Source organism: Ignicoccus hospitalis KIN4/I (genome assembly GCF_000017945.1).
GTDB lineage: Archaea > Thermoproteota > Thermoprotei_A > Sulfolobales > Ignicoccaceae > Ignicoccus > Ignicoccus hospitalis.
The window spans coordinates 1,055,135-1,079,927 of sequence record NC_009776.1 but is presented as its reverse complement, the minus strand read 5'-3'; the positions used below and the strand labels follow the sequence as shown (position 1 = coordinate 1,079,927).

The following is a 24,793-nucleotide window of genomic DNA, read 5'->3' as shown; positions in this document are numbered from 1 at the left end:
CATGAGGTCCAACGCCCTCGAGGTCAAGTTAGACGAAATAAACGCGGAAATAGAGGAGCTAAGGAAGGAGAGAGCCGAGTTAATTACAAAGATAAAGGAGTTGAGGGCTCAGAGGAAGGCGCTCATAGAAAAGAAGAGGGCAGAGGTGGAGAGGCTGAGGGAGCTCAGGGCGGAGAGGGCGAAGCTAGTGGAGGAGCTGAGGCAGCTCAAGGAGTCCCGCAGGGAGGCGAAACAAAAGCTGAACCAAGTTCTGGAGGAGCTGAAGAAGCTCAAGTCCATAGTAGAGCAAGGCAAGAGGGGCCCTTCCCCCAACTCCTTGAGGAGGAGAATACAGCAGCTGGAGTGGAGGCTCCAGACCAACGTGTTGACGAGGGAGGAGGAAGAGGAGATAGTTAGGGAGATAGCCAGGTTGGAGGAGGCCTTGGAGAGGCTCACCAAAGTCGAAGAGGCGAAGAAGAAGTTAATAGAGCTTAGGGCAGAGCTCGCCAGGCTCAGGCTCCTAATTAAGAGCTACAACGAGAACATAAACGAGATCTCCAACAAGATCAGCGAGGTGGACGGTAGGATAAGTAACGTCAGAGAGGAGGTGGACAGGCTGAACGGAAAGATAGACGAACTGAAAGCGAAGATAGACGAATACTCTAAGAAGGTCGAGGAGATAGACCTCAAGCTCTCCCAACTCCGGGAGGAAAAGAGGAAACTGGTAGAAGAGATAAAGAAGGGAGAGGCAATGGCGGCGAAGAACAAGGGTGAGGCCTTGCTAAGCGAGCTCGCCAAGAGGGCGAAGGAGAAGATGGAGCGGGGCGAACCGCTGACCTTCGAGGAGCTGCAAGCCTTAATGATGGTGGAGGGCGATGGTCAAGAAAATATTGGTAGTAACGGTTGACGTGGACGACGACCTCGGGAAGGTGGGGATAAACACTCCTATTATAGGTAAGGAGGAGCTGCTGAAGGCGGCCGTGGAGTTCGGGCTCAAGAGGCCCGAGGACGCGGACCTCAACGCCATGTTCGCTACCCTTTCTATAGCTAACATGTTAGCCTCGAAGGACGTTGAGACTGAGGCGGCCGCGATAGCGGGCTCGGAGCACGGGGGCGTGGAGGCCCACATGAGGGTGAGGAGCCAACTGGCGGCCGTCCTATCTCGCTATCCCGCGGAGGGGATAGTGCTCGTGATAGACAGCCCCGAGGACGAGCGCATAATACCGGTTATCCAAGACCTCGCCCCCATAATCTCCGTTAAGAAAGTCGTGATAGAACAGTCTAGAAGCTTGGAGCAGACTTACGTACTCTTGAACAAGATAATCAAAAAAGTGACCGAGGAGAGGCGCTTCGCGAGGTACTTCCTAGGGGTACCGGGGGTGGTGCTGCTCACTTTGAGCTTCCTGACGCTCACCGGCCTCATTACGTACAGCCTGCCGGTCTTGGGGCTGCTCTTGGGTACTTTCATGGTGGTGAAGGGCTACGGGCTGGACGAGGCCCTCTCGAGGTGGTGGAGGACCAAGCCGGTGACCCTCGCTACCCTAACGATATCGACAGTTTCCTTCATGATAGCTATATTAGTGACGTACCTAACGGTGATCCAGTATAAGAAGATAGACGTAAGGACGTTGGGAGAGGTAAGCGTGAACGCCGTACCCTTCGTCGCCCTCGGAGCCTCCATGTTCATATTCTCTAAAATGTTAGACAAGCTGAGGAACAAGGACTTGACCGTTTGGAGGGAGGCTACAGAAATAACCGTGTTGGCGGCGGCGACCATGACGGTCGTGAAGATAGGGAGCGCCCTCTCCTCTTTGCCCCAAGGGGCGAGCTACTCCCAAGCGCTGGAGAGGCTCTTGAACGGGGACGTGTTACAAACGATAATGTACGCGGCGCTGGCCGTCTTAGGAGTTTCGGGAAGCTTGGCGATGATGGAGAGGCTCATCCAAGAGAGGGAGGAGGAACGGCGGAGGAGCCGCGAGCGGGCTTGACCTTCTTGTAAGTCGCCTTGACCCCGCACCTCTCCCAAGCGGCCTTGGCCTCTTCCGCTCCCCCTCCGACGAGGAGCAAGCTGGGCCCCGCGCCGGAGATGGTGACGCCCTTCGCCCCTCCTCCCTTCGCCGCCTTCACCACTTCCTCGAAGCACGGTATCAGCTTCGAGCGGGCCGGCGTCACCACGGGGTCCATTTCTATGGCCTTTGCTAAGAGGTCCTCGTCGCCGGAGGTCAAAGCCTTGATCACTGCCGCAGCGCCGCCGACCATCTTGACGGCGTCCCTCAGCTTCACCTCCTCCGGGAGGACCGACCTGGCGGCGCCGGTCTTCCCCTCCGGGACCTCGTGCCACGGGGTCACCACGTAGAGCTCTACCTCGGCCACCTCGAACTTGAGCACCTTGAACGGGTCGTAGGTTACGGCTACCAATCCCCCTAGGTAGGAGGCCGCCACGTTGTCCGCGTGGGCGGCCCCGGAGACCAGCCTCTCGCCCTCAGCCGCACTCATAACAGCTTCCTCGGGACTCAACGACTTACCCAAGAGGAGCTCTACAGCCTTGACGGCGGCGGCCGCGCTGGCGCCGGAGGAGCCTAGCCCCCTTCCCGGGGGGACGCCCTTGTGTACCCATATCTCAACCCCCTTCCCCCCGAGCCTCTTGAGGGCTTCCTCGGCAGCCGCCAAGGCGCTGTTCCTCTCTAGCGGCACCTTCCACTCGCCGGTCACCTTTACTACCCTAGTTTCTTCCGAGGGCCTTACGCAGACCACGTCGAAGTAAGCGTCGTGCGCCAAGGCGAGCACGTCGTAGCCGGGGCCTAAGTTAGCGGAGCTCGAGGGGGCTCTCGCGCAAACCCACAAAGGCCCGCACCGCCCGTTGGGTAAAGCCCTTGCATATAACTTGCTAAGGCTTACTGAAGCACCACGGGGCGCCGAAATGAAGGCCTTGCTCATAATAGACATGTTAAACGACTTCGTAAACCCTAAGGGCAAGTTGTACGTCCCCAAGTCTGAGACTATAATACCCAAGGTGAAGGAGCTTAAGAGGGCCTTCAAGGAGGCCGGGCTGCCGGTGATTTACACCAACGACGCCCACTTGCCCGGAGTGGACAAGGAGCTCGAGCTCTGGGGCCCCCACGCGGTGGCCAACACTTGGGGGGCCCAAGTGGTGGAGGAGCTCGCCCCCGAGGAAGGGGACTACGTGGTGACCAAGAGGAGGTACTCGGCCTTCTTCTCCACTGACTTGGACTTGTTGCTCAGAGAGCTCGGAGTTAGTGAGGTGGTCTTGACCGGAGTGGCGACCAACGTGTGCGTGTTGCACACCGCCGCGGACGCCTTCTTCAGGGGGTACAAGGTGACCGTGGTGGAGGACGCGACGATGTCCGTCCCCCCGGAGGAGCAACAGAGGTGGTTGGAGTACATGAAGGCCGTGTACGGGGCGGAGGTGGTTAGCACGGCCCGAGCGATCGAGGCCCTCACTCGCCCTTGAGCTTTACGGCCTTTTCAAGGACCTTCAGCCATAGCAACATTTCTTCAGCTTCCTCCTTCCCTCCCGTATACGCCTTCGAGGAGAGCTTGCTGAGCTTCTCTAAAGCTACTTCTGTGACCTCCTTCAATACTTCGTTGACGTTTAACTCCTTCTTACCCTTCTGTTCGACCGCGCTCTTGATCCTACGTATTTCGCCGTGGATGGGACAAACTATCGTGCCGTCTTTGAGCTTGTAGAGGGGGGAGCCGCATATAGGACAAGTCTCCGGCAACATCGTGGCGCCTTCCTTCAAGAGCTGGGCCGCTCTCTTCACGGGGTCCGACATCCCTTAACCCCCTGACAGCCCCGTGCAGAAAGCATTAAGTTAAAGCCATTCGATGGAGACACCGCTCGGAGGGCAGTGATGCCGCTGTTCGGACGGAAGAAGAAGAGTGAGGTCCTCGAGCCTCCGCCCAACAGCATTGGCGTCGTCGGCTTCAAGGGGGGCGTGGGCAAGACTACCATAGCTGTTGAGCTCAGCTTCCTGTTGGCCAGAAGGGGAATGACGCCCTCGCTGGTCGATTGGGACCCTTACAACGCTAGGGCGAGCTTGAAGATACTGGGAAAGGGCTGGGAGACCGAGTGCGGGGCGTGGAACTACGTCGCCGGCGAGTGCGACGAGAAGGCCAACTTGAGCTTGAAGGTCAAAGTGAGGAGGGAGGAAGGGGGCAAGCCGTTGGAGCTCTTCCTAACTCCCCCCACCAAGAAGTACGGCGAGGTGAGCGACCGCATAATAGAAGCTTTGGGCAACCCAAACTTCCCCGGGAGGGCCGAAAGGGCCAACGCCCTAGCTAAGAAGGTCTCGGTTATAGGGGACATAGTGTTTAACGACTTTCAAGTGCCCTCTTGGATGGGTTTGCAAGCCTTCAAGGAGATAGTGAACGTCACCTCTAGGTGGCTGATTGTCGTGGTGGACCACATGCCCCAGAGCTTCCGCCAGACCGAGCACTTGGCCAAAACCTTGTTCCCTAACAAGATATTGGCCCTTATTGTAAATAGGGTGCCCTCCGCATTACTCACGAACCAGAAGGACAGCAAGGAAATAATGACCAGAGCAAAAGAGTTGCAGAGCAAAATAGGGGCTAAGGTAATAGTCATAGTTCCCTTCGACGCCGCCCTCTACGACCAGACCACCCGGGGCGGGCCGGTGTTGGTGGCCGCCTCGAAGGACCCCTCCAAGATAAGGAGCTTAAGGATACTCAACAGGTTGTTGAACGTGATAATCGACGAGGCCACCAGCGGCAGCGTTTAAAGGGGAGGGGCGAAGCCCCACGGGGAAGAACTTGAATAAGAAGGCTATTACGTTAATATTGTTGTTCTTAGTTCCTCTGTGGTCTTTAACCTTCGTAGACAGAATGGGGTACAGAGTAGACGTCAACCCTTACCCGCCTAAGAGGGTAGTTGCCCTCACCCCGGCCTTGAGCGAGGCCGTCTGCTTGCTGAACTGTTCCAAGCTCGTAGGGACGGTGGAGCCCGTCACCTACCCCCCGGAGCTGGAGGAGCTGGTGAAGGAGGGCAAGGTCAAGGTAGTGGGCTACTTCTGGAACCCCAACGTAGAGGCAATAGCCTCGCTCTCCCCGGACTTGGTCCTCGCCGACGCGGGAAGCGACTTGAGGATGAGGGATCACCTCATAAGCGCCGGGCTAAAGGTGTTCTTCGTCAAGGGAGGGGTGTGCGAGAGCGTTAAGTGCGTGGAAGAGGACCTAGTGGCTGTGGGGAAGGCGCTGGGCGAAGAGGAGGAAGCCCGGAAGGTGGCTGGGTGGATAGAGGGCAACTTGACTCTGGCCCAAGGGGTAGCTAAGTTAATGCCCGTCGTGAAGTACGTCGCGCTGTTCTACCCCTACAAGTGGGGGATATACGCCGTGGGCGAGAACAACTTTATCAGCAGCGTGGCCGACTCGCTGAACGCTGTCAACTTGATCAAGAACAAGGGGTGGCCGAGGGTGAGCGAGGAGAAGTTGGCGACGTTGAGGCCGGACGTGGTAATAGTCCTCACCAGCGGGCGCCCCGACTTGGGGGACGCTGTTAACTCCACCCTCAAACTGGTCCCGGAGGTCAAGTGGGTGTGCGTGATATACGCGGAGGCGGCGGACGTGGTGGAGAGGCCGGGGCCGAGGCTAAGCGAGGCCCCGCTAATACTGTTGAACGCGCTCCACCTCCACCTCGCGGACTCCCGAGGGGTCTACTGCTACTCTCCGCGCTAGCCACCCTCGCCTCCCTCCTTTACGGCCCGGCGGGCTTCACCTTGGAGCTTCCAATCCTAAGGATAAGGGCGGAGAGGGTCTGGGCTGACGCCCTGGCGGCGGCGGGCCTCTCCTCTGCGGCTACCTTGTTGCAGTCCGCCTATTCGAACGACTTGATGGACCCATATCTAATAGGTACACTCTCCGGGGCGATGGCCGCCCTGGCGGCGGCGGTGCTGCTCCTAGGCTTGAGCGCTCTGGTGGGCCCCCAGTCCTACCTCGCGGCCTTCTTCGGGGCCTTGGTTCCGGGAGCCCTCACCGCGCTGGCCGCCTTCAAGTTGGGCCCCCGTCAGTCCCTAACCTTCGGCATCGCGTTGACGCTCTCCCTACAAGGCGTCGCTTCCTTGCTCTCCTACCTAGCGGCCGCCGAGAGCGGCTTACCTCTATTACCCATGCTCTTGGGCACCACCCAGTACGCCTCCGAAGAGGCCCTCAGGGCGCTGACCGTAGTAGTGGCCTTGGCTTGGGCGACCGCTCAGTTAGTTTACAAGGAGGTCAGCTCGCTGGAGTACCCGGAGGGCTTCCCGAGGAGCTTCGCTATAGTAGAGGAGAAGGCCGCTTTAAAGGCGGTGTTGATCTCCGCTGCCTCCTCCTCCGCCGTGGTCTCTTGCTGCGGGGTCCTCCCTTTCTTGGGGCTGATAGGCGGAGTCGTGGGGAGGAGGCTCTCTCCCCCAGGCTCGGGCAAAGCCTTAGTCGTAGCATTCGTGACGTCGTACTTAGTAATGGTAACTACAGACTTCGTCGCCAACTCGGTGGAGACCCCCTACGGGTACTTGCCGGTGGGGGCCTTCCTCTCGCTTATAGGAGGCTTGGCCCTCGCCGCGTTACTGGTGAAGTCCGGTGGGACCTAAGAGGGGAATGGTGGACATAACAGAGAAGGACGTCGTATATAGGGAGGCCACCGCGGAGGGGGTGATAAGGCTTAGGAAGGAGACCTTGGACCGAATTTACCAGAACGCCGTCGAGAAGGGGAACGTGCTGGAGGTCACCGGGGCGGTGGCGGTCCAAGGAGCCAAGCTCACCCCCCAGCTCCTCCCCTACTGTCACCCCATAAGGCTCACGGACGTCAAGGTGGAGTTCGAAAGGGTGGACGAAAATAGGCTGAAGGTGAGGGTGACCGTGAAGGCGGTGGAGAGGACCGGGGTGGAGATGGAAGCCCTCACGGCGGTCTCATTAGCACTGCTCAACATTTGGGATATGGTAAAGAAATATGAGAAGGACGAGGAGGGTCAGTACCCCTACACGGAGATAGAGAGCATTAAAGTAATAGAGAAACGCAAGTCACAGATTTAGATCTCGGACTATAGACGCTTATCTACTCTCCCTCGGGGGCAGAACTGAAGGTGGGCCCTTGAGGAAGCTCGCAGCTCTGTTGGCGCTGTCCGTCGCCTTGGCCTTTGCCTTACCCGGCGCCAAGGCAGACTTGGAGGTGTTCAAGAGCTACGTCAACGAGGCCACCGCAGTGCAAGACGTGCTGAACGGCAAACTGGACATGTACTTCTGGTTCGTGCCATCTCACATGATACCTAAGGTCGCCAACAACCCCAACGTCAAGTATTACTTAGCCTCCGGGGGGTTGGACGACATACTGGTCAACCCGTGCCCGACCCAAGAGCACGGCGGTCCCTTCAACCCCTTCAGCATCAAAGAGGTTAGGTACGCCCTCAACTACTTGATAGACAGGCAAAAGGTGGTCAGCCAAGTCTTGAACGGCTACGGCTTCGCTATAATATCCCCGCTGACGCCCGTCAACCCGGACTACCTAACCGCGATAAAGACCTTAGCGCAGTTCAACTTCCAGTATGACTTCGAGAAGGCCAAGAAGATGATAGAAGATGCATTAACTAAGGCCGGAGCTGTGATGAAGGCCGGCAAGTGGTACTACAACGACGAGCCTATAGTGATAAAGTTCATGATAAGGAACGACGACCCCGTGAGGAAGCAGATAGGCGACATGTTGGCCGACGAGCTGGAGAAGCTGGGCTTCGAGGTGGAGAGGATCTACGGCGACTTCAAGAAGGCTCTGCAGCTAGTGTACATGAGCGACCCCGCTAAGGGCGAGTGGCACTTGTATACCGAGGGCTGGGGCAGCTCCTCCATGACCAAGTACTCCGACTCCACGGTCTACCAGATGTACGCCCCCTTCTTCGGCTACATGCCGGGCTGGCAAACCCCGGGCTTCTGCAACTACGAAAACAAGGAGATAGACGAGGTAGCCCTAAAGCTGGCCAACGGCGACTACGCCAATAAGGCGGAGAGGGACGAACTCCTCAACGATCTAGTCAGGATGGGCATTGAAGAATCTGTCAGGATATTCGTAGTCAGCCCGATAAACGCTTACATAACCAACGCTAAGGTTAAGAACGTAGTGGACGACCTCTTGACCGGCATCTCCAACCGCTGGACGGAGATGATGGCCTACAAGCCCGGCTCTCCCAAGCTCACTGTGGGCGTCAAGTACGTCCACAAGTGGGCTTGGAACCCGGTCGGGGGCTACCAAGACCTCTACAGCGTCATAATACACCAGGGTATGGTTGACGACTTCATGACTAACAACCCCTACAACGGCGAGAAGATACCCCTCTTAGCTAAGTCTTGGAGCGTCAAGACCGGCAACATAGCCGTACCCCCCGACGCGGTAACTTACGACTACAAGGAGCACAAGTGGGTCCACGTGAAGCCCGGAACCACCGCGAAGGCCATGATAGTGCTCAACTTGCGCGACAACTTGGGCGCGTTCCACGACGGTCAGAAGGTCAGGCTAACCGACATGCTGTATTGGGTCTACTTGGTAATGGAGTGGGGCACCAAGTCTGGTGAGGACGACGTTAGATACGACCCCTACGTCGCCAGCGTGAACGGTCCTTGGATACAGAACTTCAAGGGCGTGCAAGTAGTCAGCCCCAACACCATAGTTATATACAGCGACATGATGCACTTCGACCCAGACGAGCTGGCCTACACCGTAGCGGCGGTGCTCGCTCCATCCACGCCTTGGGAGCTGCTCTACGCCATGGAGCAAGCCGTGGAAGACGGCAAGGTAGCCTTCAGCTCCACCGCCGCTCAGAGCAAGGGAGTGGACTGGTTAGACCTACTGAACCCGGAGCACGTCAAGATAGTTAAGGAGTACTTAGAGAAGGACGCCTCCGAGGGGGTCGTGCCGCCCCAAGTGGGCCAGCTCGAGGACCTCTTGGGCATAAAGGTCACGCCTAACTACGAGGCCGTCGTCAAGTTCATCGAGAAGCACGGCCACGCGGTCATAGGCAACGGGCCCTTGTACCTCGACCGCTACTACCCGAGCAGCGACTCCGCGGTGCTCAAGGCCTTCCGCAACCCCAACTACCCGTTCAGTGCCAAGAACTTCAGCTACCTAGCTTACGAGAACGTCAAGTTCGCCCAAGTGAAGAAGGTTGAGGTCGCCCCGGTGGCCGTCAAGGGTCAAGAGCAAGAGGTGAAGGTGTACGTGGTTGACAAGAACAAGGGAGAGCCCCTGGAGAACGCTATAGTGTTCGTCGCGATATACGACCCCAAGGGCGGGCTGGTGAGCTCCGGCTTCGCCTCCTCCGAGGGCGACGGCGAGTTCGCGTACTCCTTCACGGTGCCGGAGGAGGCCGAGCTGGGCAGCTACACGGTCAAGGTGATAGCTTACAGCGAGGAGGCCTTCTGGCCTTCAATAGCCACCACCACCTTCCTGGTCGTCGGCTAAAACCCCCCTTTTTTCCGCCCGTAAAGGGCACAACTCTTGGAAAGGGCAATTTACGTGGGTGACGTGTTCCTCTTACACAAGACCCCTCCCGGGCACCCGGAGAGCCCGGAGAGGGTAAAGGCTATCTTAGATTTGATGAAAAGGACCAAGCTCCCGAATTACGTCGAAGTGAGAAGTCCAGTCCCTATAGACGAAAGGGAGTTGGAGTTAGTTCACGATAGGGATTACGTCGAGTACGTAAAGAGGGTCATAGAGGCCGGAGGGGGCTACTTGGACCCAGACACCTACGCCAGCCCCACCTCCTGGGAGCCGGCCCTCTACGCCGCCGGCACGGTGGCTTACGCAGCTCAGAGGGCAGTGGAGGGCGACCACTGGCTCGCGTTCGCGGCCGTCAGGCCGCCCGGCCACCACGCCCGGAGGTCCGAAGGCAGGGGGTTCTGTATATTCAACAACGTCGCCTTGGCCGCCGAGGTCTTGAGGAGGAGGGGGATGAGGGTCGCCGTCGTGGACATAGACGTCCACTGGGGCGACGGGACGGCTTACATATTCTACAACACCGACGAGGTCCTCTACGTCAGCACACACCAAGACCCTAGGACCCTCTATCCCTTCGAGGGCTTCCCCAGCCAGAAGGGCTCCGGTAAGGGGGAGGGCTACACCGTCAACGTCCCCTTGCCCCCGGGCACTGGGGACAAGGGCTTCTTGTACGCCCTCCACGAAGTGGTCTTGCCGGTGCTCGAGGCTTACTTGCCCCAAGCGCTCTTGGTCTCCGCCGGCTGGGACACCCACTGGCTCGACCCCTTGGCGTCCCTCGAGGTTACTGTGGACGGCCACTGGGAGGCCGTCAGCTCCCTCGCGAGCTTCGCGGAGAGCTTGGGGATCCCCATAGTCATAGCATTGGAGGGGGGCTACGTGAATTGGGTCGTAGCGAGGAGTACGTTAAACTCCCTTGGGGCCGCTAAGGAGAAGTTCTTCGGTGACGAGGAGAGGGTCGTGGATAGCGTTCCGGAGGAAGAGGTGGAGTTCTACGTGGAGGAGGCCAAGAGGGAGCTGAGGGGGTACTGGCCCCTCTGAGGCCTTTAGGTGGTGCCGGGGGTGGGATTTGAACCCACGCAGGCCTACGCCAGCGGGTCTTAAGCCCGCCCCCTTTTCCGGGCTCGGGCACCCCGGCTCCGACCCCAAGGGACCGGAGCCCTTTTATTAATCAACCCCCACGGCGAGGGCGGGGACGCTGAAGTGCAAGACCTAGGGCGCAAGGCTTTGGAAGTGCTGGCGGAAATTGGGACCTACGTCCCGGCTGTCCCTCGGCCTAAGAGAAAGATAAACTTGTACAAGAGGCTCACGTGGACCGCCCTCGCTTTGGTTGCTTACCTAATGATGAGCAACATACCTCTGCCCGGCGTGAGCGTGCAGACGAGCTTCAACCTCCTCTTGATGAACATAGTGTTCGCGGCCAACGCGGGCACACTGATGCAGTTGGGAATAGGGCCCATAGTGACCGCCGGCCTGGTCTTGCAGCTGTTGGTGGGAGCGAAAATAATAGACTTGGACCTGACCGACCCAGAAGATAAGAAGCTGTTCACATTGGCACAGAAGGGCTTCGCGGTAGTGCTGGCCGTGTTCGAGGCAATCGGCTTGGTCCTCTCCGGGAGCCTCTGGACCACTGTGACCCCCGACGGGGTGGTGGTTTACAACCCTCCCCCCGCGCCGGTGATAGTCCTCGACATGTTGCTGTTGGCGGGCGCCACTATACTGGTAATAATTATGGACGAGATGATCCAGAAGGGCTACGGCCTGGGGAGCGGGATAAGCTTGTTCATAGCTGCCAGCGTGGTCAGCGGGATAGCTTGGGAGTTCGCGGGCTGGTTCAGCCAAGCCGGTCAGCTCATCTGGGCCGGCCTGGTGCCTGCGGCGCTCAAGTGCGGCCTCGCCTCCGTAATACTGGGCAACCCCCTCGGCGCCCCCAAGGTCCCCGGGACCCAAGTGGTCTGCGACGGCCGGAGAGTCCCGGTGGGGGCGATGCCGGACCTAATAGGCTTCTTAGCCACCGTTGTTATGATAGCCGCCATAGCCTACTTGAGCTCAGTTAAGATCCAAGTACCCCTCGTGGTAAAGGAGATGAGGGGGATGAGGATAAAGATACCCCTCAACTTGCTCTACGTCACAAACATACCGGTCTTGTTGGCAGCAATAATATTCGCTAACATACAGACCGTCGCTTCCCACGCCCCCGGGAGCCCGCTCTCCGCGGTGGCCTACTACTTGACCCCTCCAAGGGGGCTCTTGGCGTTCATCCACGAGCCCTTGAGGATGTTCACCTACGGAATCGCCTTGACCGCCCTCTCCGTGGCCTTCGGCTACTTGTGGGTCGAGCTGGCGGGGCTGGACCCGAAGACCCAAGCTAGGAACTTGATAGAGTCCGGCCTCCACGTCCCCGGGGCGAGGAGCGACCCGAGGCACTTGGAAAAGATACTGGCCAAGTACATATACCCGTTGACCATACTGTCCAGCATAATCGTGGCCTTGTTAGTTATAGTGGCCGACATATTCGGGGCCTACGGAACCGGGACCGGGCTCTTGTTGGCGACGATGATCTTACAGCAGTACTATACTATGTTGACGTACGAGAGGGCGATAGAGACATATCCCCTACTCAGAAAGGTCCTCGGAGAGTGAAGGGCATGATGAGGGTAGTCATTGCCACCGGAGTTCCCGGCGTGGGCAAGACCACGGTCACCAGCAAGGCTGTGGAGATGTTAAAGGAGAAGGGTTACAAGGTCAAGGTTGCAAACTTCGGGGACTACATGCTCAAGGTAGCTAAGGAGAGGGGGTGGGTGCAGCACAGGGACGAGATGAGGAAGCTTAACTTGAGCCAGCAGAGGGAGCTTCAAGCCTTGGCGGCCAAGGCCATCATAGAGGAGGCTAAGGCGGAGCTGGGCGACGAGGGGGTCTTGATAGTCGACACCCACGCCGCCATAAACACCCCGACCGGCGTCTGGCCCGGCCTCCCCAAGCATGTAATAGAGAACTTGAACCCGGCCATAATTTTCGTAATCGAAGCCTCCCCGGAGGAAATAGTGGAGAGGCAGAGGGGAGACAAGGGCAGGGTGAGGAGCGACTACTCCGACGTCGACTTCTTGAAGAGGTTCATGGAGCTGGCCAGGAACGCTGCTATAGCCTCCGCCGTTTTGGTGGGAGCGGCCGTCAACGTGATCTACAACCGCCAAGGGGCGGTGGAGGAGGCGGCGGCGAAGTTCGTGGAGGCCGTGGAGAAGATATAAGGCCTTGAGGGGAGCGCGAGGGGGGTTAAGTAAATGGTAAGGCCCGCGTACCGCTCTCGCAGCAGGAGGAGGGTCTACAAGAGGACCCCCGGGGGCAAGACTGTAGTTCACTTCGAGAAGAGGAAGCCTAAGGCGGCGAGGTGCGCGATCTGCGGGAGGCCCTTGGGAGGGGTCCCCAGGGGAAGGCCGGTGGAGATAAGGAAGCTCTCCAAGACCGAGAGGAGGCCGGAGAGGCCTTACGGCGGCTACATATGCCACGCGTGCCTCATGAAGTTTTATAAGTACGCGGTAAGCAAGATGGTGCAGTAGTTTTTTGCGTTGATGAGGACGGTCGGCATCTCCGATCGGTGAGGTCCTCAGATCACCGGCGCCGAAGCGTGTGCCCCGCCGGTAACTCCCCGCCTCATCGGAGGGGATTCCCGACTCGGCGGGGCTGACCCGCGGCGGGGCACTAATATCTCCCCGGGAGAGGCTATGAAGGGAACGCCGTGCCCAAGGAGATACCTTGGCACGAGCTCACTGAAGAGGAAAAGGTCGTGGTGGAGTACTTCGTCGCCTTCAAGTCTGTGGGCGAGATAATAGCCCTTCAAGAGCTCAGGAGGAAGGGAATAAAGAGGCCCACGCTAGTGCTCGACAGCTTGGTGAAGAAGGGCATAATAAGGCACGGGGAGGGTTGCTACTCCTTAGCTAAGGAGTATAGGGTTTGAGCTTATTAAGTTTTCATAGGAGGGAATATTCGGGATAAGGAGAGTTGAGCGCTAGGAGAGGCCTCACCGTACCGGTCTTGCTGCTGGGCCTGGCCTTGCTAGTGTTAGCGGCCTTCTCCTTCTTCTACTTCTTCGGCCACCACCAAATGAGCGTGGAGGAGAAGGCTAAAGCTTACAAGGCCTTAGAGGTCCAGCTGAGGCCGATAAAGACCAAGGTGTGCGTTAACGAGAGCGCGATATACGAGCTCACGGCCGTCAACCCGGTGTTCAACCCGAGGGTTTACGCGCAGATAACCATAATGGTGCCCCCCGGAATGGTGGTCTACGCGGGTCAAGGGGTAAAGGGAGGCTCCGGCTTGGCGACCACCAGCGTGGTCATAGAGCCCGGCGAGGCGAAGACCATAAGGGTCAGGATAGTCGCCTTGGAGCCTGGACAGAGGATCGTGAGCGGCACCCTATACTACTGGTTCGAGGGCGAGGACAAGAAGGACGCGAGGGCAATAAACTTGGACTTCCCAGTATCGGTGCTGAGGTGTAAGTAATTTTTGAAAACGGTTTTACTGGTCGGGGACAAAACTCCTCGGAAGGTAGGCCTTGGACTGGACAGTGGAGACTTGGGTCAGGTGGTTCGCTTACTCCTCCCTCCTAGCGGAGCCCCCCTCCGTCTGGGCCTCCACGAGCTCCCAAGTGGCCCTCATAGCTAGGGCGCTGAAGTCCCACGGCGTTAGGAGCGGCTTGGTACTAGACGCGGGCTGCGGAACCGGGAGGATAACCGTCGGGCTAGCTGAGTACGGCTACGAGGTTTTGGGGATAGACATATCCCCGAAGTTCGTGGAGGAGGCCAACGAGAGGATAGCCCGGGCCGGGGTGGAGAACAAGGCTAGGTGCGTCGTGGGCGACTTGAGGAGGCTCCCGGAGGTAGTGAAGGACTTGAGGTTCGACGCCGTAGTTTCTTGGTTTTCCAGCTTCGGCTTTTACGGCGACGAGGTGGATAGGGCTATACTCCGCAACTTCGCCTGGGTCTCCAAGCCCGACGCGCTGCTTTTGTTAGATGTAGAGAATAGGGACTCCGTGCTCAGGGCGAGGGGCTTCCAGAGGAGCTACAAGTGGACCTTGGAGCACGGAGACAAGGTAATGATAGTCAACAGCCACTACGACCCGTGGAAGTCCATGGATGAAAGCGAGGTAGAGGTGTACGAGAGGGGAGAGGACGGCTTGAAGAAGGTAGTTACCTTGAACTTGCAGTTCCGCCTCTACTCGCTCCACGAGCTCGCCAAGCTCGCTAGGGAGGGAGGGTGGAAGCCCTTAGAGGCCTACGGCGACTGGTCCGGCAAGCCCTTCGAGCCCTCCTCGCCTAGGATAGTACTGGTGGCCAAGAGGGCCTAGGCCCTCTTGAAGTCCACCGTCTTGTTTTCGTAATCTACCAGCGCGTAGTAGCCCCACTTCAGAGGGCCGGGGTTGACCACCAAGGTTTGGCCCAACGCGTCCCACCCCCTCGCCTCGTGTACGTGGCCGCAGTGCACGAACTCCGGCGACTTCTCCTCCACGAGCTTCCTCACCTCCACCAAGCCTATGTGGGCCCCGTTCCAAGCCTTGTCCACAACGCCCTTAGGTGGGTAATGACTCAACAACACGTCGAACTCCAACCTCATTAAGAGTTCTGCAGAGGTCCTCGGCTCTTGGCCGGAGAGGCCCGCGAAGCGCTTGCCGTTGACCTCCCTCACCTTGTTTTCCACGCTGTAACCGAGCTCCTCCAGGAGGTCAGCTATCTCCGGGTCGTCCAAGTTCCCCGTGACCGCCAACACGGGGGCCTTGGCCTCCTCCAAGGCGTGTACGACGCTCAAGCACTCGAAGTCGCCGGTGGCGACCACTAGGTCGTACTCCTCCCGCCTCAGAACTCCCTTGAGCTTCTCGGCGGCGCAGTGGACGTCGGAGACGTGTAGGACCTTCACCCTCTCTTCCCCTTCCTCCTGTTCTTCTTGAACCTGTCTATTTCAGAGAACCTTATTCCGTTCTTATCAATCAATATGAAGGTCCTCCCCCTCACCTCCAACAGCTCCGCCCCCAGCCTCTCGGCGACCTCTTTGGCCACCTCCCTCCTGTCCCTCTCCAACACCCTGATCACGCTCTTCTCTATCTTCACCTTGACGAACCCCCTCTCCTTCAACTGCCTCCTTATCTCCTTTAACACCTCCTCCGTCACGCCCTTCTTCCCTATGTGGACGGTCTCCCTCGTCTGGCTCAGCTCCCCCCTCAGCCCCTTCAAGCTCTCCCGGGTACCTCCTAACGTAGCCGCAATTTAAGCACCTAACCACCACCGTGGGCTTGCCCTTGTTCCTCACCCTAACGCTCGCCGTAACGCCCGGGACGAGGGGCGCGAAGCACCTCCTACAGAACCTCCTCTTGACCTTCCGGGGGACCTTGTAACCCCCTTTCTTGGCCACCGCGAAGGCTTGCCTCCCCAAGGAAGAAGCTATTTCTAACCTCCCCTTCCTGGCCTCCTCGAACGCCAAGTCTACGAGGGCGTAAAACCTCTGCTTCGCCAAGTCCTTCAAAAGCTCCCGCTTCTTCATCCTCCCTCCCTTAGGGCCTTCTCCAGCCAAGCCCTCGCCAAGTCCGGCCTGTCGGTGGCGAAGGCCTCCACCCCCAGCTCGAGGGCCTCCCTAACCTCCTTCGGCCTGTTGTGCAGCCAAGTTAGGACCTTTAACCCCAACTCCTTAGCCTCCCCCACCAGCTCCCGGTCGGCCATGTCCCTCCTAGGGGCCACCCACTCCAGCTCGAGGCCCTCCACGAGCCCCCTCAAGGTGAGCGGCCTGACGGTGAAGAGGAGTCCCTTGCTGGGGTACTTGAGCCTCTTGAGCTGCGGGGCGTAGAACGAGATCACGGTCACCATCTCCCAGCCCTCGAGCGCCTTGTCCAAGGCCTCCGCGGCCAGGGGGCTGGGGTCCTTCAGCTCCACGAAGAGCCTCTTCTTGTAACCTTCAACCACTAGGGACAACACCTCTTTGAGGGAGGGGACGTAAGGCAAGTACCTCTTCAACTGGCCGAGGGTGAACGACTTTATGTCGTACTTCTTGTTACCTATTTGTACTTCCCTATCGTGGTGCACTGCCAAGCTGCCGTCCCTCAAGCGCCACACGTCGCACTCCACTGCGTCAGCTCCGTTTTCCAAGGCGTACCGGAAGGCTTGGAGGGTGTTGCCCCTCACCACGAACCTAGCCCCTTGGTGACCCACTATCATGGGCCTCAACGTCCTTACCGCATTTTTAGCGGCCGGGAGGGCGCAAAAGTGAAGGATCATGGGGGCGTGCGATCGGCTCGAAAACTTCGAGGACACGTTTATTCAATACTTGGAAAAGGTGGAGGACTTCGCATTAAGGATGGCGACTACAAAGTTCTTCATCAGGGGTGAATCGATAAGCTTCCCGCTGAAGGTGTTGAGGAAGTTGAGCCCCCTCTTCGGGGGGAGGACATTAACAGAGACGATGTTCAATAGGTACTTGAGGACGTTAGAATGGCACCACTTCCCCCCTTGGACCTTCTCCTACTTCATGTACTCTGCGGTCTTCCACGGCGTCCTTTACGCTCTGATAAAGGCGCCGCGGGAGTTCGTGGAGGCGTGCGAGCTGTTCGAGGCCGAGAGCAAGGAGACCTACGTCAACCTCCTCAACTACCTGGCCTTGGCCGACTTGTTGAAGTTCATGGCTCCGTCGGTCGTTTCGAAAGCCTTCACCTTCTGTTACATACCTAAGGTGGACTTGGAAAAGAGGGGGATAAGGCAAGTCGGCTTGGGCAAGTATTTACCCTTGTACGACATAAGGGGCTTGTTCAAGATCGAGAACTCCGATAGTCTCTTAAAAGAGATATTCGCGTGCGAGAGCTACAAGTGCGAGGAGTGCGGGGTGACGCCGCTCGACGACTCGGCGTTCGTCGACTTGGGGGCGGCCTACGGGGAGACGGCCCTCTGGTACGCGCTCTACTCCTCCAACTCCAAGCTCCTCGCGGTGGACGCCTCTCAAGAGGCGCTTGCGGTCGCCCGAAGGAACGAGGAGCTCGCGCGCGAATTCTTGAGGTCGAAAAACAACGAGATGATTATAATAAATAAACTGATTAAGAAGGATACAGACGCGCGCGAGTTAATCAACTTGGGGAAGGATAAGAACGCCTACTTCATCAAGAGCGACATAGAAGGCTATGAAAGGGAGGCCTTAGAGGCCTTCAAGGACGTCTTGAAGGAGTATAAGCCCTACTTGGCGCTGGCCGCGTACCACAAGTGGGACGACTTGATAGTCCTCCCGAAGAAGGTCAAGGAGGCCAACCCGGACTACAAGCTCTACTTAAGGCCGCACATAACCTTCTACAAGGTCCCCTACGGCCACTCTTACGTGTTGTTCGCGAGGTGAGCCGAGGTGGACTTGCTCTCGTGGCCCGTGCCGGAAGGGATTACGTTCAGAGTGAAGGTAATAAAAATGAAGATGAAAATAGATTTCGAGACGAGCTTTGGAAAGGCGGAGGGGACGAGGGTAATAACTGTGGCCGAGGCCGGGGGGTGCAAGGGCTTCGGCGAGGCCCCGGCGGAGGCGGAGCCGCTCTACAGCGGGGAGTTCGTGGACTCCGTGGTCGCATTCGCTAAGTTGGTTATACCGAAAATCAAAATGGTTGAGGACGTGAACGGCCTCCTGAAGGTGCTCAACAGCTATAGAGGCAACAACTTCGCCAAGTCGATGATAGAGTACTCGGTCCTCACTTTACTCTCGTGCTTAAGGAAGGAGAGCTTGGTCAAGGCCGTGGGCGGGAGGAAGATAAAGATACCCGTCCAAGAGAGCATAGGCATAGTTAAGGACGAGGACGAGCTCGTCGCTTGGGCGGAGAGGGCGCTGGAGTGGGGCGCTAGGAGGCTGAAGGTGAAGATAAAGCCGGGCTGGGACGTGGAGCCCGTAAGGGCCCTTAAGAGGGAGTTCCCCGGAGTCCCTGTCTTGGCCGACGCCAACGGCGCTTACGACCCCTTGAAGGACGTGCACTGGGAGTACTTGAGCAAGGTCGCCTCTTACGCGGACGCGTTGGAGCAGCCCTTCCCCCCTCACGAGGTCGCCTTCTCGGCGAAGTTGGCCTCCTCCGAGGGAATAGAGGTCATTCTGGACGAGAGCTTGGAGGAGCCGGAGAGGGTGGCGGAGCTGGCTTACTTGAGCGAGGGCGTGGGCGCCCCCTTAGGGGTCAACCTCAAGCCCCCTCGGTTCGGGGGCTTGGTTAAGAGCGTGGAAACCGTGGAGCTCATAATCGAAAACGAGTTGCCCTTCTTCATAGGCGGTATGCTGGAAACGGCCGTCGGGAGGAGCTTGAACATGACCGTGGCGTCGCTGGCCAGGGGGAACTTGGAGCCCTCCGACTTCAGCCCGGAGGACCACTTGTTCGAGAGGGGGCTGGCGAAGGACCCGTTCGAAGTCAAGTGTGGGTTCGTGGAGGTGAGGGACTCCCCGGGCCTGTTGTTCGAAATTGACGAGGACTACTTGGACTCCGTAACCGTTTCTGAGGTGGTACTTTGAAGCCCTTGAGGCTCCCGCCCAAGATAAAGGTGTTGGAAGCCTTGGGCGCGCTGGCCGACGGGAGGGTGAGGCTGGGGGACGGGAGGGCGGAGGTTGTCTCGAGCGAGGGCGACCGGGTTTACGAGGTCTGCGTAGACTTAGAGAGGGGCTTGGCCGACAGCACGGACAACGGCACCAAGTTTAGGGGTTACGTGGGCTACCCAATAATAGCTGTCCTAATGGCCTTGGGCGCTCTCCCGTTCGACCGTGAGGTGGCGGAGGCTCTGAGGGGCGTGCCTTGGAGGAAGCTGAACGAGAAGTACAAGAAGTACTCGAAAGTGATGGAGGTGGTGTTGGAAGAGGCGGAGAAGAAAGGGGTGAGCCGCGAGCGGGTGTTGAGTTTGGTGGACGAGGTTATGAAGAAATTAAAAGAGTTGGGGCTGAAGAAGGGCTGTCACCTATAGCTCAAGGCTGCCTCTGCGAGGTAGAGCTCGAGCTCCTCCTCGGAGGGCTTGGGCTTGGGGAGTTGAACTGCGGTCTGCACGTTAGACCCCAAGCGTTAGTTCGAGCCGTCCCTTAAAGGTCGGTGTCTAACGCTCTGTTCGGCAGTTGTTGAAAAAGCTACTGAAGGCACTCGGGCCCCACTTTGAGCACCTTAACTTCCTCTCCCCCGGCGTTGACCTCTACCTCGAGCTTCTCGAGCACGAACTTTACTTTCGCGTTTCCAAGGGTGCGTTCCAAAAAACTCGTGGCCTTTTCGTCCACTTCGACCACTAGCACTAACTTCAATTACTCCCCTCCCTTCTTCGCCTCTACTACGCTCTCCTCGGTGGGCTCGGCGGTAATTATTAGCTTCCCTTGGACGTCCTTTATTTCCATCACTACCTTGCTTACCCCTTTGGCGCTCAGGGCGCCGAATATCTTCTCCAAAACTTGGTCGTCTATTTCCGCCTCCATGTGGGCGTTCATCTTAGCCACGCGCCATCCCTCGAGGGCTTCTACAAAAGGAGAACTAATTTCTCTTATTTTTGAGAAAAGAACTATCTCTGCGATAGAAAATTAGGGGAGTCCCGGTAAGGGAGAGCTCCGGGTAGGAAAGGGAGGTGGTCCCTTGAAGCTCGCCGTCGTCGGGGCTTGGGGCTACCTGGGGGCCAACTTGTTGGAGCTAACGGACTCTTGCGGGGTGGCCCGGAGGTCCAGCGCGGAGAAGAGGCCGTTCTTGAATGAAGCTTTCAAGGATAAGGAGATGTATTTAATTGACGAAATAAGTGAAGAGGAGCTGAGGGAAGTCTTGGAGAGGTGTGGCGCGGACGCTGTAGTTTATGCTGCCGGCAAGCTCTTCGGCAAGAGAGAGGAGATGTACGATTCTCACGTGACCAAGGCATTAATTTCGTTGAGGGTAGCGAAGGAGCTCGGGCTCAAGTACGTTTACGTGAGCTCCGTGGCGGCGATGGGGCTCGCGGACGCTTGTGAGGAGGGGGGCAAGGTAAGGGAGGAAGGGGAACTCTTGAAGGGCTGCGTTCCCTTGGGGAAGTACTCCGAAACCAAGGCTGAGGGCGAGAGAGCGGTCTGGAGGGAGGGGGGCTCCATAGTGAGGCCCGCCCTAATAGTGGGCAAGTGGGCCTACCGGCCGGAGTGGAAGCTCTTGAACTTCGCGAGGGAGAGGTCCCTACCGGTCCCCAACATGAACGTAAGCAGCGCCGAGTGTGTGGCAAAGGCAATAGAAAGAGCGGCCTCGGAGCCCGGGTGGTACTTGGCGGTGGACGGCACTTTGAGGGACTTGGGCTTTAGGGCCTACGACCTCAAGCCCCCTAAGGCAGTAATAAAAGCCTTGAGGCCCGTCGCGCACGCCTTGGTGGTCATGAGGTACCGGTACGAGAGCAGGAGGCTCAAGTGCTAGCTGCTCTTGATGGCGTCTACCACCTTCTTGGCTATCTCCGCTACGGCCTCGTCCGTTATGGCAGTGGGGCCTATGGCGTTATACTTCACCTCGGCCACTGACTTGTAGCCGCAGTTCTCTAGGGTCTTCTTTAGGTCCTCTATCGCGGCGCTGGACCAGCCGTAGCTGGAGATCAAGACGGCCTTCTTGCCGTTGCCGACCTTCCAGCACAGCTCTTGGGCTACGAACTTCAAGAAGGGGAAGGCCTCCACCTCGTACGTCGGGGTGGCGAACACCACGACCTCCGCGTCGGAAGCGTCCGTGAGTATTTCAGAGATGTACGGCCTGGAGGTGTCGTTGAAGCCGTAAACCGCTACCTCCATCCCTTCCCTAACGAGCTCGCACTCCACCCCCCTCGCGACCTTCTCCACGGTGCCGTACATGGAGGCGTACACCAGAAGCACCTTGTTCTCCTTAGGCTTGGACTTGCCCACGTCCTTGTATACTTGGAATACTCTGTCGACGTTCTTCCTCCATATGAGTCCGTGGGCCGGGGCCACCACGTTTGGCTTTATTCCGAGCTTCTCGAGCTTGGCTATGTTCCTATCTATCCACTCTCTATAATGTCCTATTACCGTAACTACGTACTTCCTCATTTCTCTTATCATCTCTTCCAGCTTTACGCACTGGTCGTCGAAGAGGGAGAGCGGGATCCCGTAGCCCCCGAAGGCGTCGCAAGTTAGCAGCACCCCTTCCTCCTCAAGCCACGTCATCATGGTCTCCGGCCAGTGCAGCCACGGGGTGTGGACGAACCTCAACTTCTTGCCGCCTACCTCCAGCACTTCCCCGTCCTTGACCGGCTTGAACCTCTCCTTGGCCTTGGGGTAGGCGTTCATCATCCTCCCGGCCAGTGGGTGGCCCAAGACCTTCGCGTTGGGGGCCCAGCGAAGGACGTCCTCCAAGCTTCCCGTGTGGTCCGGCTCCATGTGGTGGACGACCACGTACTTCAGCCGGTCTGGCGAGGTAACCCTCTCCAAGGCCTCCATCAAGTGGCTGGAGAACTGCCTCTTCCACGCGTCGAAGAGCACGTCGCCTTCGTCAGTTTTGAGTAGGTAGGCGTTGTACGTTATGCCTTCGGGTATCTCCCACAAGGCTTCGAAGTACTTGGTGTAGCGGTCGTCCACCCTGAGGACGTACAAGTCTTCAGTGACTTTGGCCACGTGGTACATTACCAACTCGTCTCTCCTCCTAGACAACGGCCTCCCGCGAGAAATTTGTTTTCATGTAACGACCCCTCGACCCGAGCCCTTCGCGGGGTTCGGAGAAAGCGTACTTCTCCGCGTTTAGTTGTAAGACAACTCCTAATTCAAATTAGTGTGTAACTCATCACCAAACTTTTCCACTTACTCATTTCCTTTTCAACCTTCACCCATATGGGAACATTCTATGTTCGAAAGCGCACCATTACTATTCACTCTCTCAAACCCCCTTATATCTTTTCATGGGAACGCTGAAGATCATGGAGGGAAGGGCAGAGGAAATTTTTCTTGAATAAAGGGAAAAGCTTGGGGAATTGTAAGTTTGGGGTAGAACGCAATTCTTTTAAGGGAAAGACCTTGGAGCTTTATATGGAAGGGCTCGGTGGAGTCTCAAGAGAGGATAGAAAGGTCTTCAGTCTCTCATTTATAAAGTACCAATTGTTCTTCGTGTGGAGTCTCAAGAGAGGATAGAAAGGTCACGCCTACCCCCGCCGTTGATAAACCGCATTAACCCTGGTGGAGTCTCAAGAGAGAATGGAAAGGAGTAGTTGTCGAGGACCTCCTCTATCTTGTTCACCGCCTCCTGTAGAGTCTCAAGGGAGATTGGAAAGATAGTTCTCCTAAAAGATAACGAAAAACACAACCCGAGGTTCTAATAAAGACAAAGACCACAAAAAGCGCGTTACGCAAAAGCTCCTAAGGTCCGATAAGTAACTCGCCCTCAGATTTCCACAAGCCTTGAGGAAAGTGCGAGACGTGTGCTAAAATTTTATTAACCCCCACCGGTCTCCAAGCCCACGGAGCGGGCCCGTAGCTCAGCCTGGTAGAGCGGCGGGCTCTTAACCCGTAGAGGCGGGGCTTGGCCCGTTTCCCGCCGCGGAAGTCCCGGGTTCAAATCCCGGCGGGCCCGCCACACGGCGGCCAAGGGCTCCTACGTCACCACCTCCCTCAACTCGTACACTATGCTCGGAAGCGGCGTTACGAACAACAAGGTCATGATTGCGTAAGTAGCTAAGGACACGGGCCAAGGTAAGCTGAAGGCGAGGGAGGAGCTCGCCAGCCCGCTGCCGGCGCCGTAGAGGGCGAAGGCGAGCGAGGCCTTCCCCTTCAACTCCTCGGCGACGTCCTTCACGTACGCCACGACACGCTTGAACTTGCTGTACTTCGTTTGTATCAGCTCCTCCAGCTCCTTCCTCTCCTCCGGGTTTTGTATTAGCTTGGTGTCCAAGCCCTTTATGTCCAGCAACAAGTCCCACGCCTCTCTGACTGCCTCTATCTTGCTGCTTATGATCTTCTTGAACAAGACTGCAGAAGCCCCCACGAGGGCCAAGCCCGCCCCGGCGACGGCGGGCTGCTTGAGCGCCGCGCCCAAGGCGGAGGCGAGCGCGTAGGAAGCGGCGAAGGCTAGGAGCTGCTTCCTCTCGTAGAACTGGGCCGCCGCCTCCTTGAGCTCGGCCTCAGCGCTCTCCACTACGCTCATCCCGCGGACCACCTAAGGGCTAGCCCCGGGGCCCGAGCTTAACGGTTAGGGCCGCGGGCTCAGCTTCTTCACGACCTTGAAGACCTCCTCCGCCGGGGCGTCGGTCTTAACGGAGGTGTGGTCGTAGTGGGCCAATAAGGCCTTGTAGCCCGCAGCCCTGAGCTCCTCCACGACCAGCTTCGGGCTGGGCATGTTAACCTTCAATATGCTCGCGACCCTCTCAACCTTGTAAGAGTACGGCACGCCCACGGAGTCCTCCTCTATCAAGTGTTCCAAGAAGCGCTTGACCTCGCCCCCGACCAGCTCCGCGGCCCTCTTGGCCAAGGGGCCGGTCAGGGGGCCCAGCCAAAGGGGGCCCAAGGCGGTCCCCTCGGGCACCCTCTCGGGGAGGGGGTAGCCCCTCACCACCTCGACGGAGTAGTCCGGGCGGTAGAACAAGTAGCCCAGCTGGGACAAGGCCTCCTCGACCCTCCTCGCCCCCCTCTCGACGGTGAGGTGGGCCCTCACGTAGTAGTCCTTGAAGAACGCCGCCTCGGGCTTGAGTGCCACCTCCCTCACAGCCGCAACCCTCACCAAAGCAGCTATCAAGACCCTTATTGCAACCTCCTTGGAAAAGGGAGTCCTCCTAACGGAGGCGCCGTACTTGCGCAAGGCCGACTGGGGCCTCGCCCCGGTCAAGGGGGCGGTGTCTGTCGCGGTGAAGGCCACCAAGCCCCTCCTCCGGGCCGCCCTGATCGCCCCGTCGGCGAAGGGCATGGGAGAGCCGAAGGGGTCCACGTCCACCAAGTCGTAGTAGCCTCCCCTGAGCTCCCGGGAGTGCAAGACCGCGTTCGCCTCTGCGAGCAAGACCTTTACTTTGTCCTCTAGCTTGTTTAACCTTATATTGTACTTTATCAGCTCCACCGCTTTGGGGTCGGCGTCCACCGCAAGCACCTTGTCGGCCCCGGCCTCTACGGCGTACCTCAAGCTCCTAACCCCCGAGCCGGCCAAGGGCTCCAAGACCTCCAGCCTCCCCAGCCTCTCCTTGAGGGCGGCCCCCATGGCGACCGCCACGTCCCTGTTGAACTTAGCCTTGGGGTTGTAGAACACCGGCGCGTGGGCGGGCTCGTAGACCCCGTCGGGCCTCAAGTAGTCGCTCATCCTGGGGACTGCGAGCTTGACCTTCCCCTCCTCTATTATCTCTATGGGGTAGTCCGGCCCCGACAATTTACTTTCCCCCGCGGGCC

The 24,793-nt window shown here is 58.2% G+C and carries 29 protein-coding genes, 2 tRNA genes and 1 pseudogene; 20 read left to right on the top strand and 12 right to left on the bottom strand.

Translation table 11 applies throughout. The features are described from left to right. Position 1 precedes the first annotated feature (1 nt). Positions 2-886 carry a coiled-coil protein gene (locus tag IGNI_RS06240; RefSeq protein ID WP_012123350.1) on the top strand — a complete coding sequence of 295 codons (885 nt, stop codon included), beginning with the start codon at positions 2-4 and terminating at the stop codon, positions 884-886. Beyond that, on the top strand, positions 855-1,967 hold the full coding sequence (locus tag IGNI_RS06235; protein ID WP_012123349.1) for a DUF373 family protein: 1,113 nt from the start codon (positions 855-857) through the stop codon (positions 1,965-1,967). The genes IGNI_RS06240 and IGNI_RS06235 overlap by 32 nt, the downstream gene beginning before the upstream one ends. On the opposite strand, the gene IGNI_RS06230 is transcribed toward IGNI_RS06235, so the two are convergent. Continuing rightward, positions 1,918-2,823, bottom strand: coding sequence for a homoserine kinase (locus IGNI_RS06230; protein WP_012123348.1), 906 nt, complete (start codon positions 2,821-2,823; stop codon positions 1,918-1,920). The genes IGNI_RS06235 and IGNI_RS06230 overlap by 50 nt on opposite strands. 76 nt (positions 2,824-2,899) lie before the next feature. On the opposite strand from IGNI_RS06230, the gene IGNI_RS06225 reads away from it, so the two are divergent. After that, positions 2,900-3,451 (top strand): cysteine hydrolase family protein, encoded by a 552-nt coding sequence (locus tag IGNI_RS06225; protein WP_012123347.1) that lies wholly within the window; start codon positions 2,900-2,902, stop codon positions 3,449-3,451. On the opposite strand, the gene IGNI_RS06220 is transcribed toward IGNI_RS06225, so the two are convergent. Continuing rightward, the gene (locus IGNI_RS06220) at positions 3,438-3,776 is read right to left on the bottom strand and encodes an Sjogren's syndrome/scleroderma autoantigen 1 family protein (RefSeq protein ID WP_012123346.1); all 339 of its coding nucleotides are present in this window, start codon (positions 3,774-3,776) and stop codon (positions 3,438-3,440) included. The genes IGNI_RS06225 and IGNI_RS06220 overlap by 14 nt on opposite strands. Before the next feature lie 78 nt (positions 3,777-3,854). Between IGNI_RS06220 and IGNI_RS06215 the strand changes: the two genes are divergently transcribed. The 6 genes from IGNI_RS06215 to IGNI_RS06190 are packed head-to-tail and all read left to right on the top strand — an operon-like array spanning position 3,855 to position 10,513. Then, positions 3,855-4,742: a MinD/ParA family ATP-binding protein gene (locus tag IGNI_RS06215; protein ID WP_012123345.1), complete on the top strand. Its 888-nt coding sequence runs from the start codon at positions 3,855-3,857 to the stop codon at positions 4,740-4,742. A gap of 31 nt (positions 4,743-4,773) precedes the next feature. After that, positions 4,774-5,694, top strand: a complete 921-nt coding sequence (locus IGNI_RS06210) for a helical backbone metal receptor (protein WP_012123344.1) — start codon at positions 4,774-4,776, stop codon at positions 5,692-5,694. A gap of 41 nt (positions 5,695-5,735) precedes the next feature. Beyond that, the gene (locus IGNI_RS06205) at positions 5,736-6,584 is read left to right on the top strand and encodes an iron chelate uptake ABC transporter family permease subunit (RefSeq protein WP_012123343.1); all 849 of its coding nucleotides are present in this window, start codon (positions 5,736-5,738) and stop codon (positions 6,582-6,584) included. A 7-nt stretch (positions 6,585-6,591) separates the two neighbouring features. Next, entirely contained in the window at positions 6,592-7,026 is a 435-nt protein-coding gene (gene moaC / locus IGNI_RS06200; protein ID WP_052570566.1) for a cyclic pyranopterin monophosphate synthase MoaC, read from the top strand. A 58-nt stretch (positions 7,027-7,084) separates the two neighbouring features. After that, complete coding sequence (locus tag IGNI_RS06195) at positions 7,085-9,439, top strand: ABC transporter substrate-binding protein (protein WP_012123341.1); 2,355 nt, start codon at positions 7,085-7,087, stop codon at positions 9,437-9,439. A gap of 36 nt (positions 9,440-9,475) precedes the next feature. Further along, positions 9,476-10,513: a histone deacetylase family protein gene (locus IGNI_RS06190; RefSeq protein ID WP_012123340.1), complete on the top strand. Its 1,038-nt coding sequence runs from the start codon at positions 9,476-9,478 to the stop codon at positions 10,511-10,513. 10 nt (positions 10,514-10,523) lie between these two features. Here IGNI_RS06190 and IGNI_RS06185 read toward each other — a convergent pair. Beyond that, positions 10,524-10,610: transfer RNA gene (locus IGNI_RS06185), tRNA-Leu, on the bottom strand. A gap of 65 nt (positions 10,611-10,675) precedes the next feature. Here IGNI_RS06185 and secY point away from each other — a divergent pair. From secY to IGNI_RS06155, 6 genes are all read left to right on the top strand, one after another. Next, a complete protein-coding gene (secY, locus tag IGNI_RS06180; RefSeq protein ID WP_012123339.1) occupies positions 10,676-12,115 on the top strand; it encodes a preprotein translocase subunit SecY in 1,440 nt (479 codons plus the stop codon). An 8-nt stretch (positions 12,116-12,123) separates the two neighbouring features. Further along, positions 12,124-12,720 carry an adenylate kinase gene (locus IGNI_RS06175; RefSeq protein WP_052570563.1) on the top strand — a complete coding sequence of 199 codons (597 nt, stop codon included), beginning with the start codon at positions 12,124-12,126 and terminating at the stop codon, positions 12,718-12,720. Positions 12,721-12,753: 33 nt separating this feature from the next. Further along, positions 12,754-13,029 (top strand): 50S ribosomal protein L34e, encoded by a 276-nt coding sequence (locus IGNI_RS06170; RefSeq protein ID WP_012123337.1) that lies wholly within the window; start codon positions 12,754-12,756, stop codon positions 13,027-13,029. 179 nt (positions 13,030-13,208) lie between these two features. Further along, positions 13,209-13,427 (top strand): PolB1-binding protein PBP2 family protein, encoded by a 219-nt coding sequence (locus tag IGNI_RS06165; RefSeq protein WP_012123336.1) that lies wholly within the window; start codon positions 13,209-13,211, stop codon positions 13,425-13,427. 44 nt (positions 13,428-13,471) lie between these two features. Then, complete coding sequence (locus IGNI_RS06160) at positions 13,472-13,969, top strand: hypothetical protein (RefSeq protein ID WP_012123335.1); 498 nt, start codon at positions 13,472-13,474, stop codon at positions 13,967-13,969. A 52-nt stretch (positions 13,970-14,021) separates the two neighbouring features. Then, the gene (locus IGNI_RS06155; RefSeq protein WP_012123334.1) at positions 14,022-14,813 is read left to right on the top strand and encodes a class I SAM-dependent methyltransferase; all 792 of its coding nucleotides are present in this window, start codon (positions 14,022-14,024) and stop codon (positions 14,811-14,813) included. Here the strand turns inward: IGNI_RS06155 and IGNI_RS06150 are convergent. From IGNI_RS06150 to IGNI_RS06140, 4 genes and pseudogenes are all read right to left on the bottom strand, one after another. Then, the gene (locus tag IGNI_RS06150) at positions 14,810-15,379 is read right to left on the bottom strand and encodes a metallophosphoesterase family protein (protein WP_012123333.1); all 570 of its coding nucleotides are present in this window, start codon (positions 15,377-15,379) and stop codon (positions 14,810-14,812) included. The two genes, IGNI_RS06155 and IGNI_RS06150, sit on opposite strands and share 4 nt — an antisense overlap. Next, positions 15,376-15,693, bottom strand: coding sequence for a YhbY family RNA-binding protein (locus tag IGNI_RS06145; protein ID WP_083756936.1), 318 nt, complete (start codon positions 15,691-15,693; stop codon positions 15,376-15,378). The genes IGNI_RS06150 and IGNI_RS06145 overlap by 4 nt, the downstream gene beginning before the upstream one ends. A gap of 37 nt (positions 15,694-15,730) precedes the next feature. Then, positions 15,731-16,000, bottom strand: a pseudogene (locus IGNI_RS08000) (ribonuclease P protein component 4); the annotation flags it as partial. After that, positions 15,997-16,668 carry a glycerophosphodiester phosphodiesterase gene (locus IGNI_RS06140; RefSeq protein ID WP_012123332.1) on the bottom strand — a complete coding sequence of 224 codons (672 nt, stop codon included), beginning with the start codon at positions 16,666-16,668 and terminating at the stop codon, positions 15,997-15,999. The pseudogene IGNI_RS08000 and the gene IGNI_RS06140, both read right to left, overlap by 4 nt. Positions 16,669-16,726: 58 nt before the next feature. Here IGNI_RS06140 and IGNI_RS06135 point away from each other — a divergent pair, with 58 nt between their 5' ends. The 3 genes from IGNI_RS06135 to IGNI_RS06125 are packed head-to-tail and all read left to right on the top strand — an operon-like array spanning position 16,727 to position 19,413. Beyond that, positions 16,727-17,830, top strand: a complete 1,104-nt coding sequence (locus IGNI_RS06135; RefSeq protein WP_052570301.1) for a class I SAM-dependent methyltransferase — start codon at positions 16,727-16,729, stop codon at positions 17,828-17,830. A 6-nt stretch (positions 17,831-17,836) separates the two neighbouring features. Continuing rightward, positions 17,837-18,970 (top strand): enolase C-terminal domain-like protein, encoded by a 1,134-nt coding sequence (locus tag IGNI_RS06130; RefSeq protein ID WP_012123330.1) that lies wholly within the window; start codon positions 17,837-17,839, stop codon positions 18,968-18,970. Further along, the gene (locus IGNI_RS06125; protein WP_012123329.1) at positions 18,967-19,413 is read left to right on the top strand and encodes a hypothetical protein; all 447 of its coding nucleotides are present in this window, start codon (positions 18,967-18,969) and stop codon (positions 19,411-19,413) included. The genes IGNI_RS06130 and IGNI_RS06125 overlap by 4 nt, the downstream gene beginning before the upstream one ends. 157 nt (positions 19,414-19,570) lie before the next feature. On the opposite strand, the gene IGNI_RS07820 is transcribed toward IGNI_RS06125, so the two are convergent. Both IGNI_RS07820 and IGNI_RS06120 read right to left on the bottom strand, forming a co-directional pair. Continuing rightward, positions 19,571-19,738, bottom strand: coding sequence for a hypothetical protein (locus IGNI_RS07820; RefSeq protein ID WP_187145956.1), 168 nt, complete (start codon positions 19,736-19,738; stop codon positions 19,571-19,573). Further along, entirely contained in the window at positions 19,739-19,927 is a 189-nt protein-coding gene (locus IGNI_RS06120; RefSeq protein ID WP_052570298.1) for a hypothetical protein, read from the bottom strand. Between the two features lie 133 nt (positions 19,928-20,060). On the opposite strand from IGNI_RS06120, the gene IGNI_RS06115 reads away from it, so the two are divergent. After that, positions 20,061-20,849, top strand: a complete 789-nt coding sequence (locus tag IGNI_RS06115; RefSeq protein ID WP_012123328.1) for an NAD-dependent epimerase/dehydratase family protein — start codon at positions 20,061-20,063, stop codon at positions 20,847-20,849. Here IGNI_RS06115 and IGNI_RS06110 read toward each other — a convergent pair. Then, positions 20,846-22,084 (bottom strand): FprA family A-type flavoprotein, encoded by a 1,239-nt coding sequence (locus IGNI_RS06110; protein WP_012123327.1) that lies wholly within the window; start codon positions 22,082-22,084, stop codon positions 20,846-20,848. The genes IGNI_RS06115 and IGNI_RS06110 overlap by 4 nt on opposite strands. 807 nt (positions 22,085-22,891) lie before the next feature. Here IGNI_RS06110 and IGNI_RS06100 point away from each other — a divergent pair. Beyond that, positions 22,892-23,000: transfer RNA gene (locus IGNI_RS06100), tRNA-Lys, on the top strand. A gap of 18 nt (positions 23,001-23,018) precedes the next feature. Here the strand turns inward: IGNI_RS06100 and IGNI_RS06095 are convergent. Continuing rightward, positions 23,019-23,567: a hypothetical protein gene (locus IGNI_RS06095; RefSeq protein ID WP_148202274.1), complete on the bottom strand. Its 549-nt coding sequence runs from the start codon at positions 23,565-23,567 to the stop codon at positions 23,019-23,021. 45 nt (positions 23,568-23,612) lie between these two features. Then, entirely contained in the window at positions 23,613-24,773 is a 1,161-nt protein-coding gene (locus IGNI_RS06090; RefSeq protein WP_012123325.1) for an RsmD family RNA methyltransferase, read from the bottom strand. Positions 24,774-24,793 lie beyond the last annotated feature (20 nt).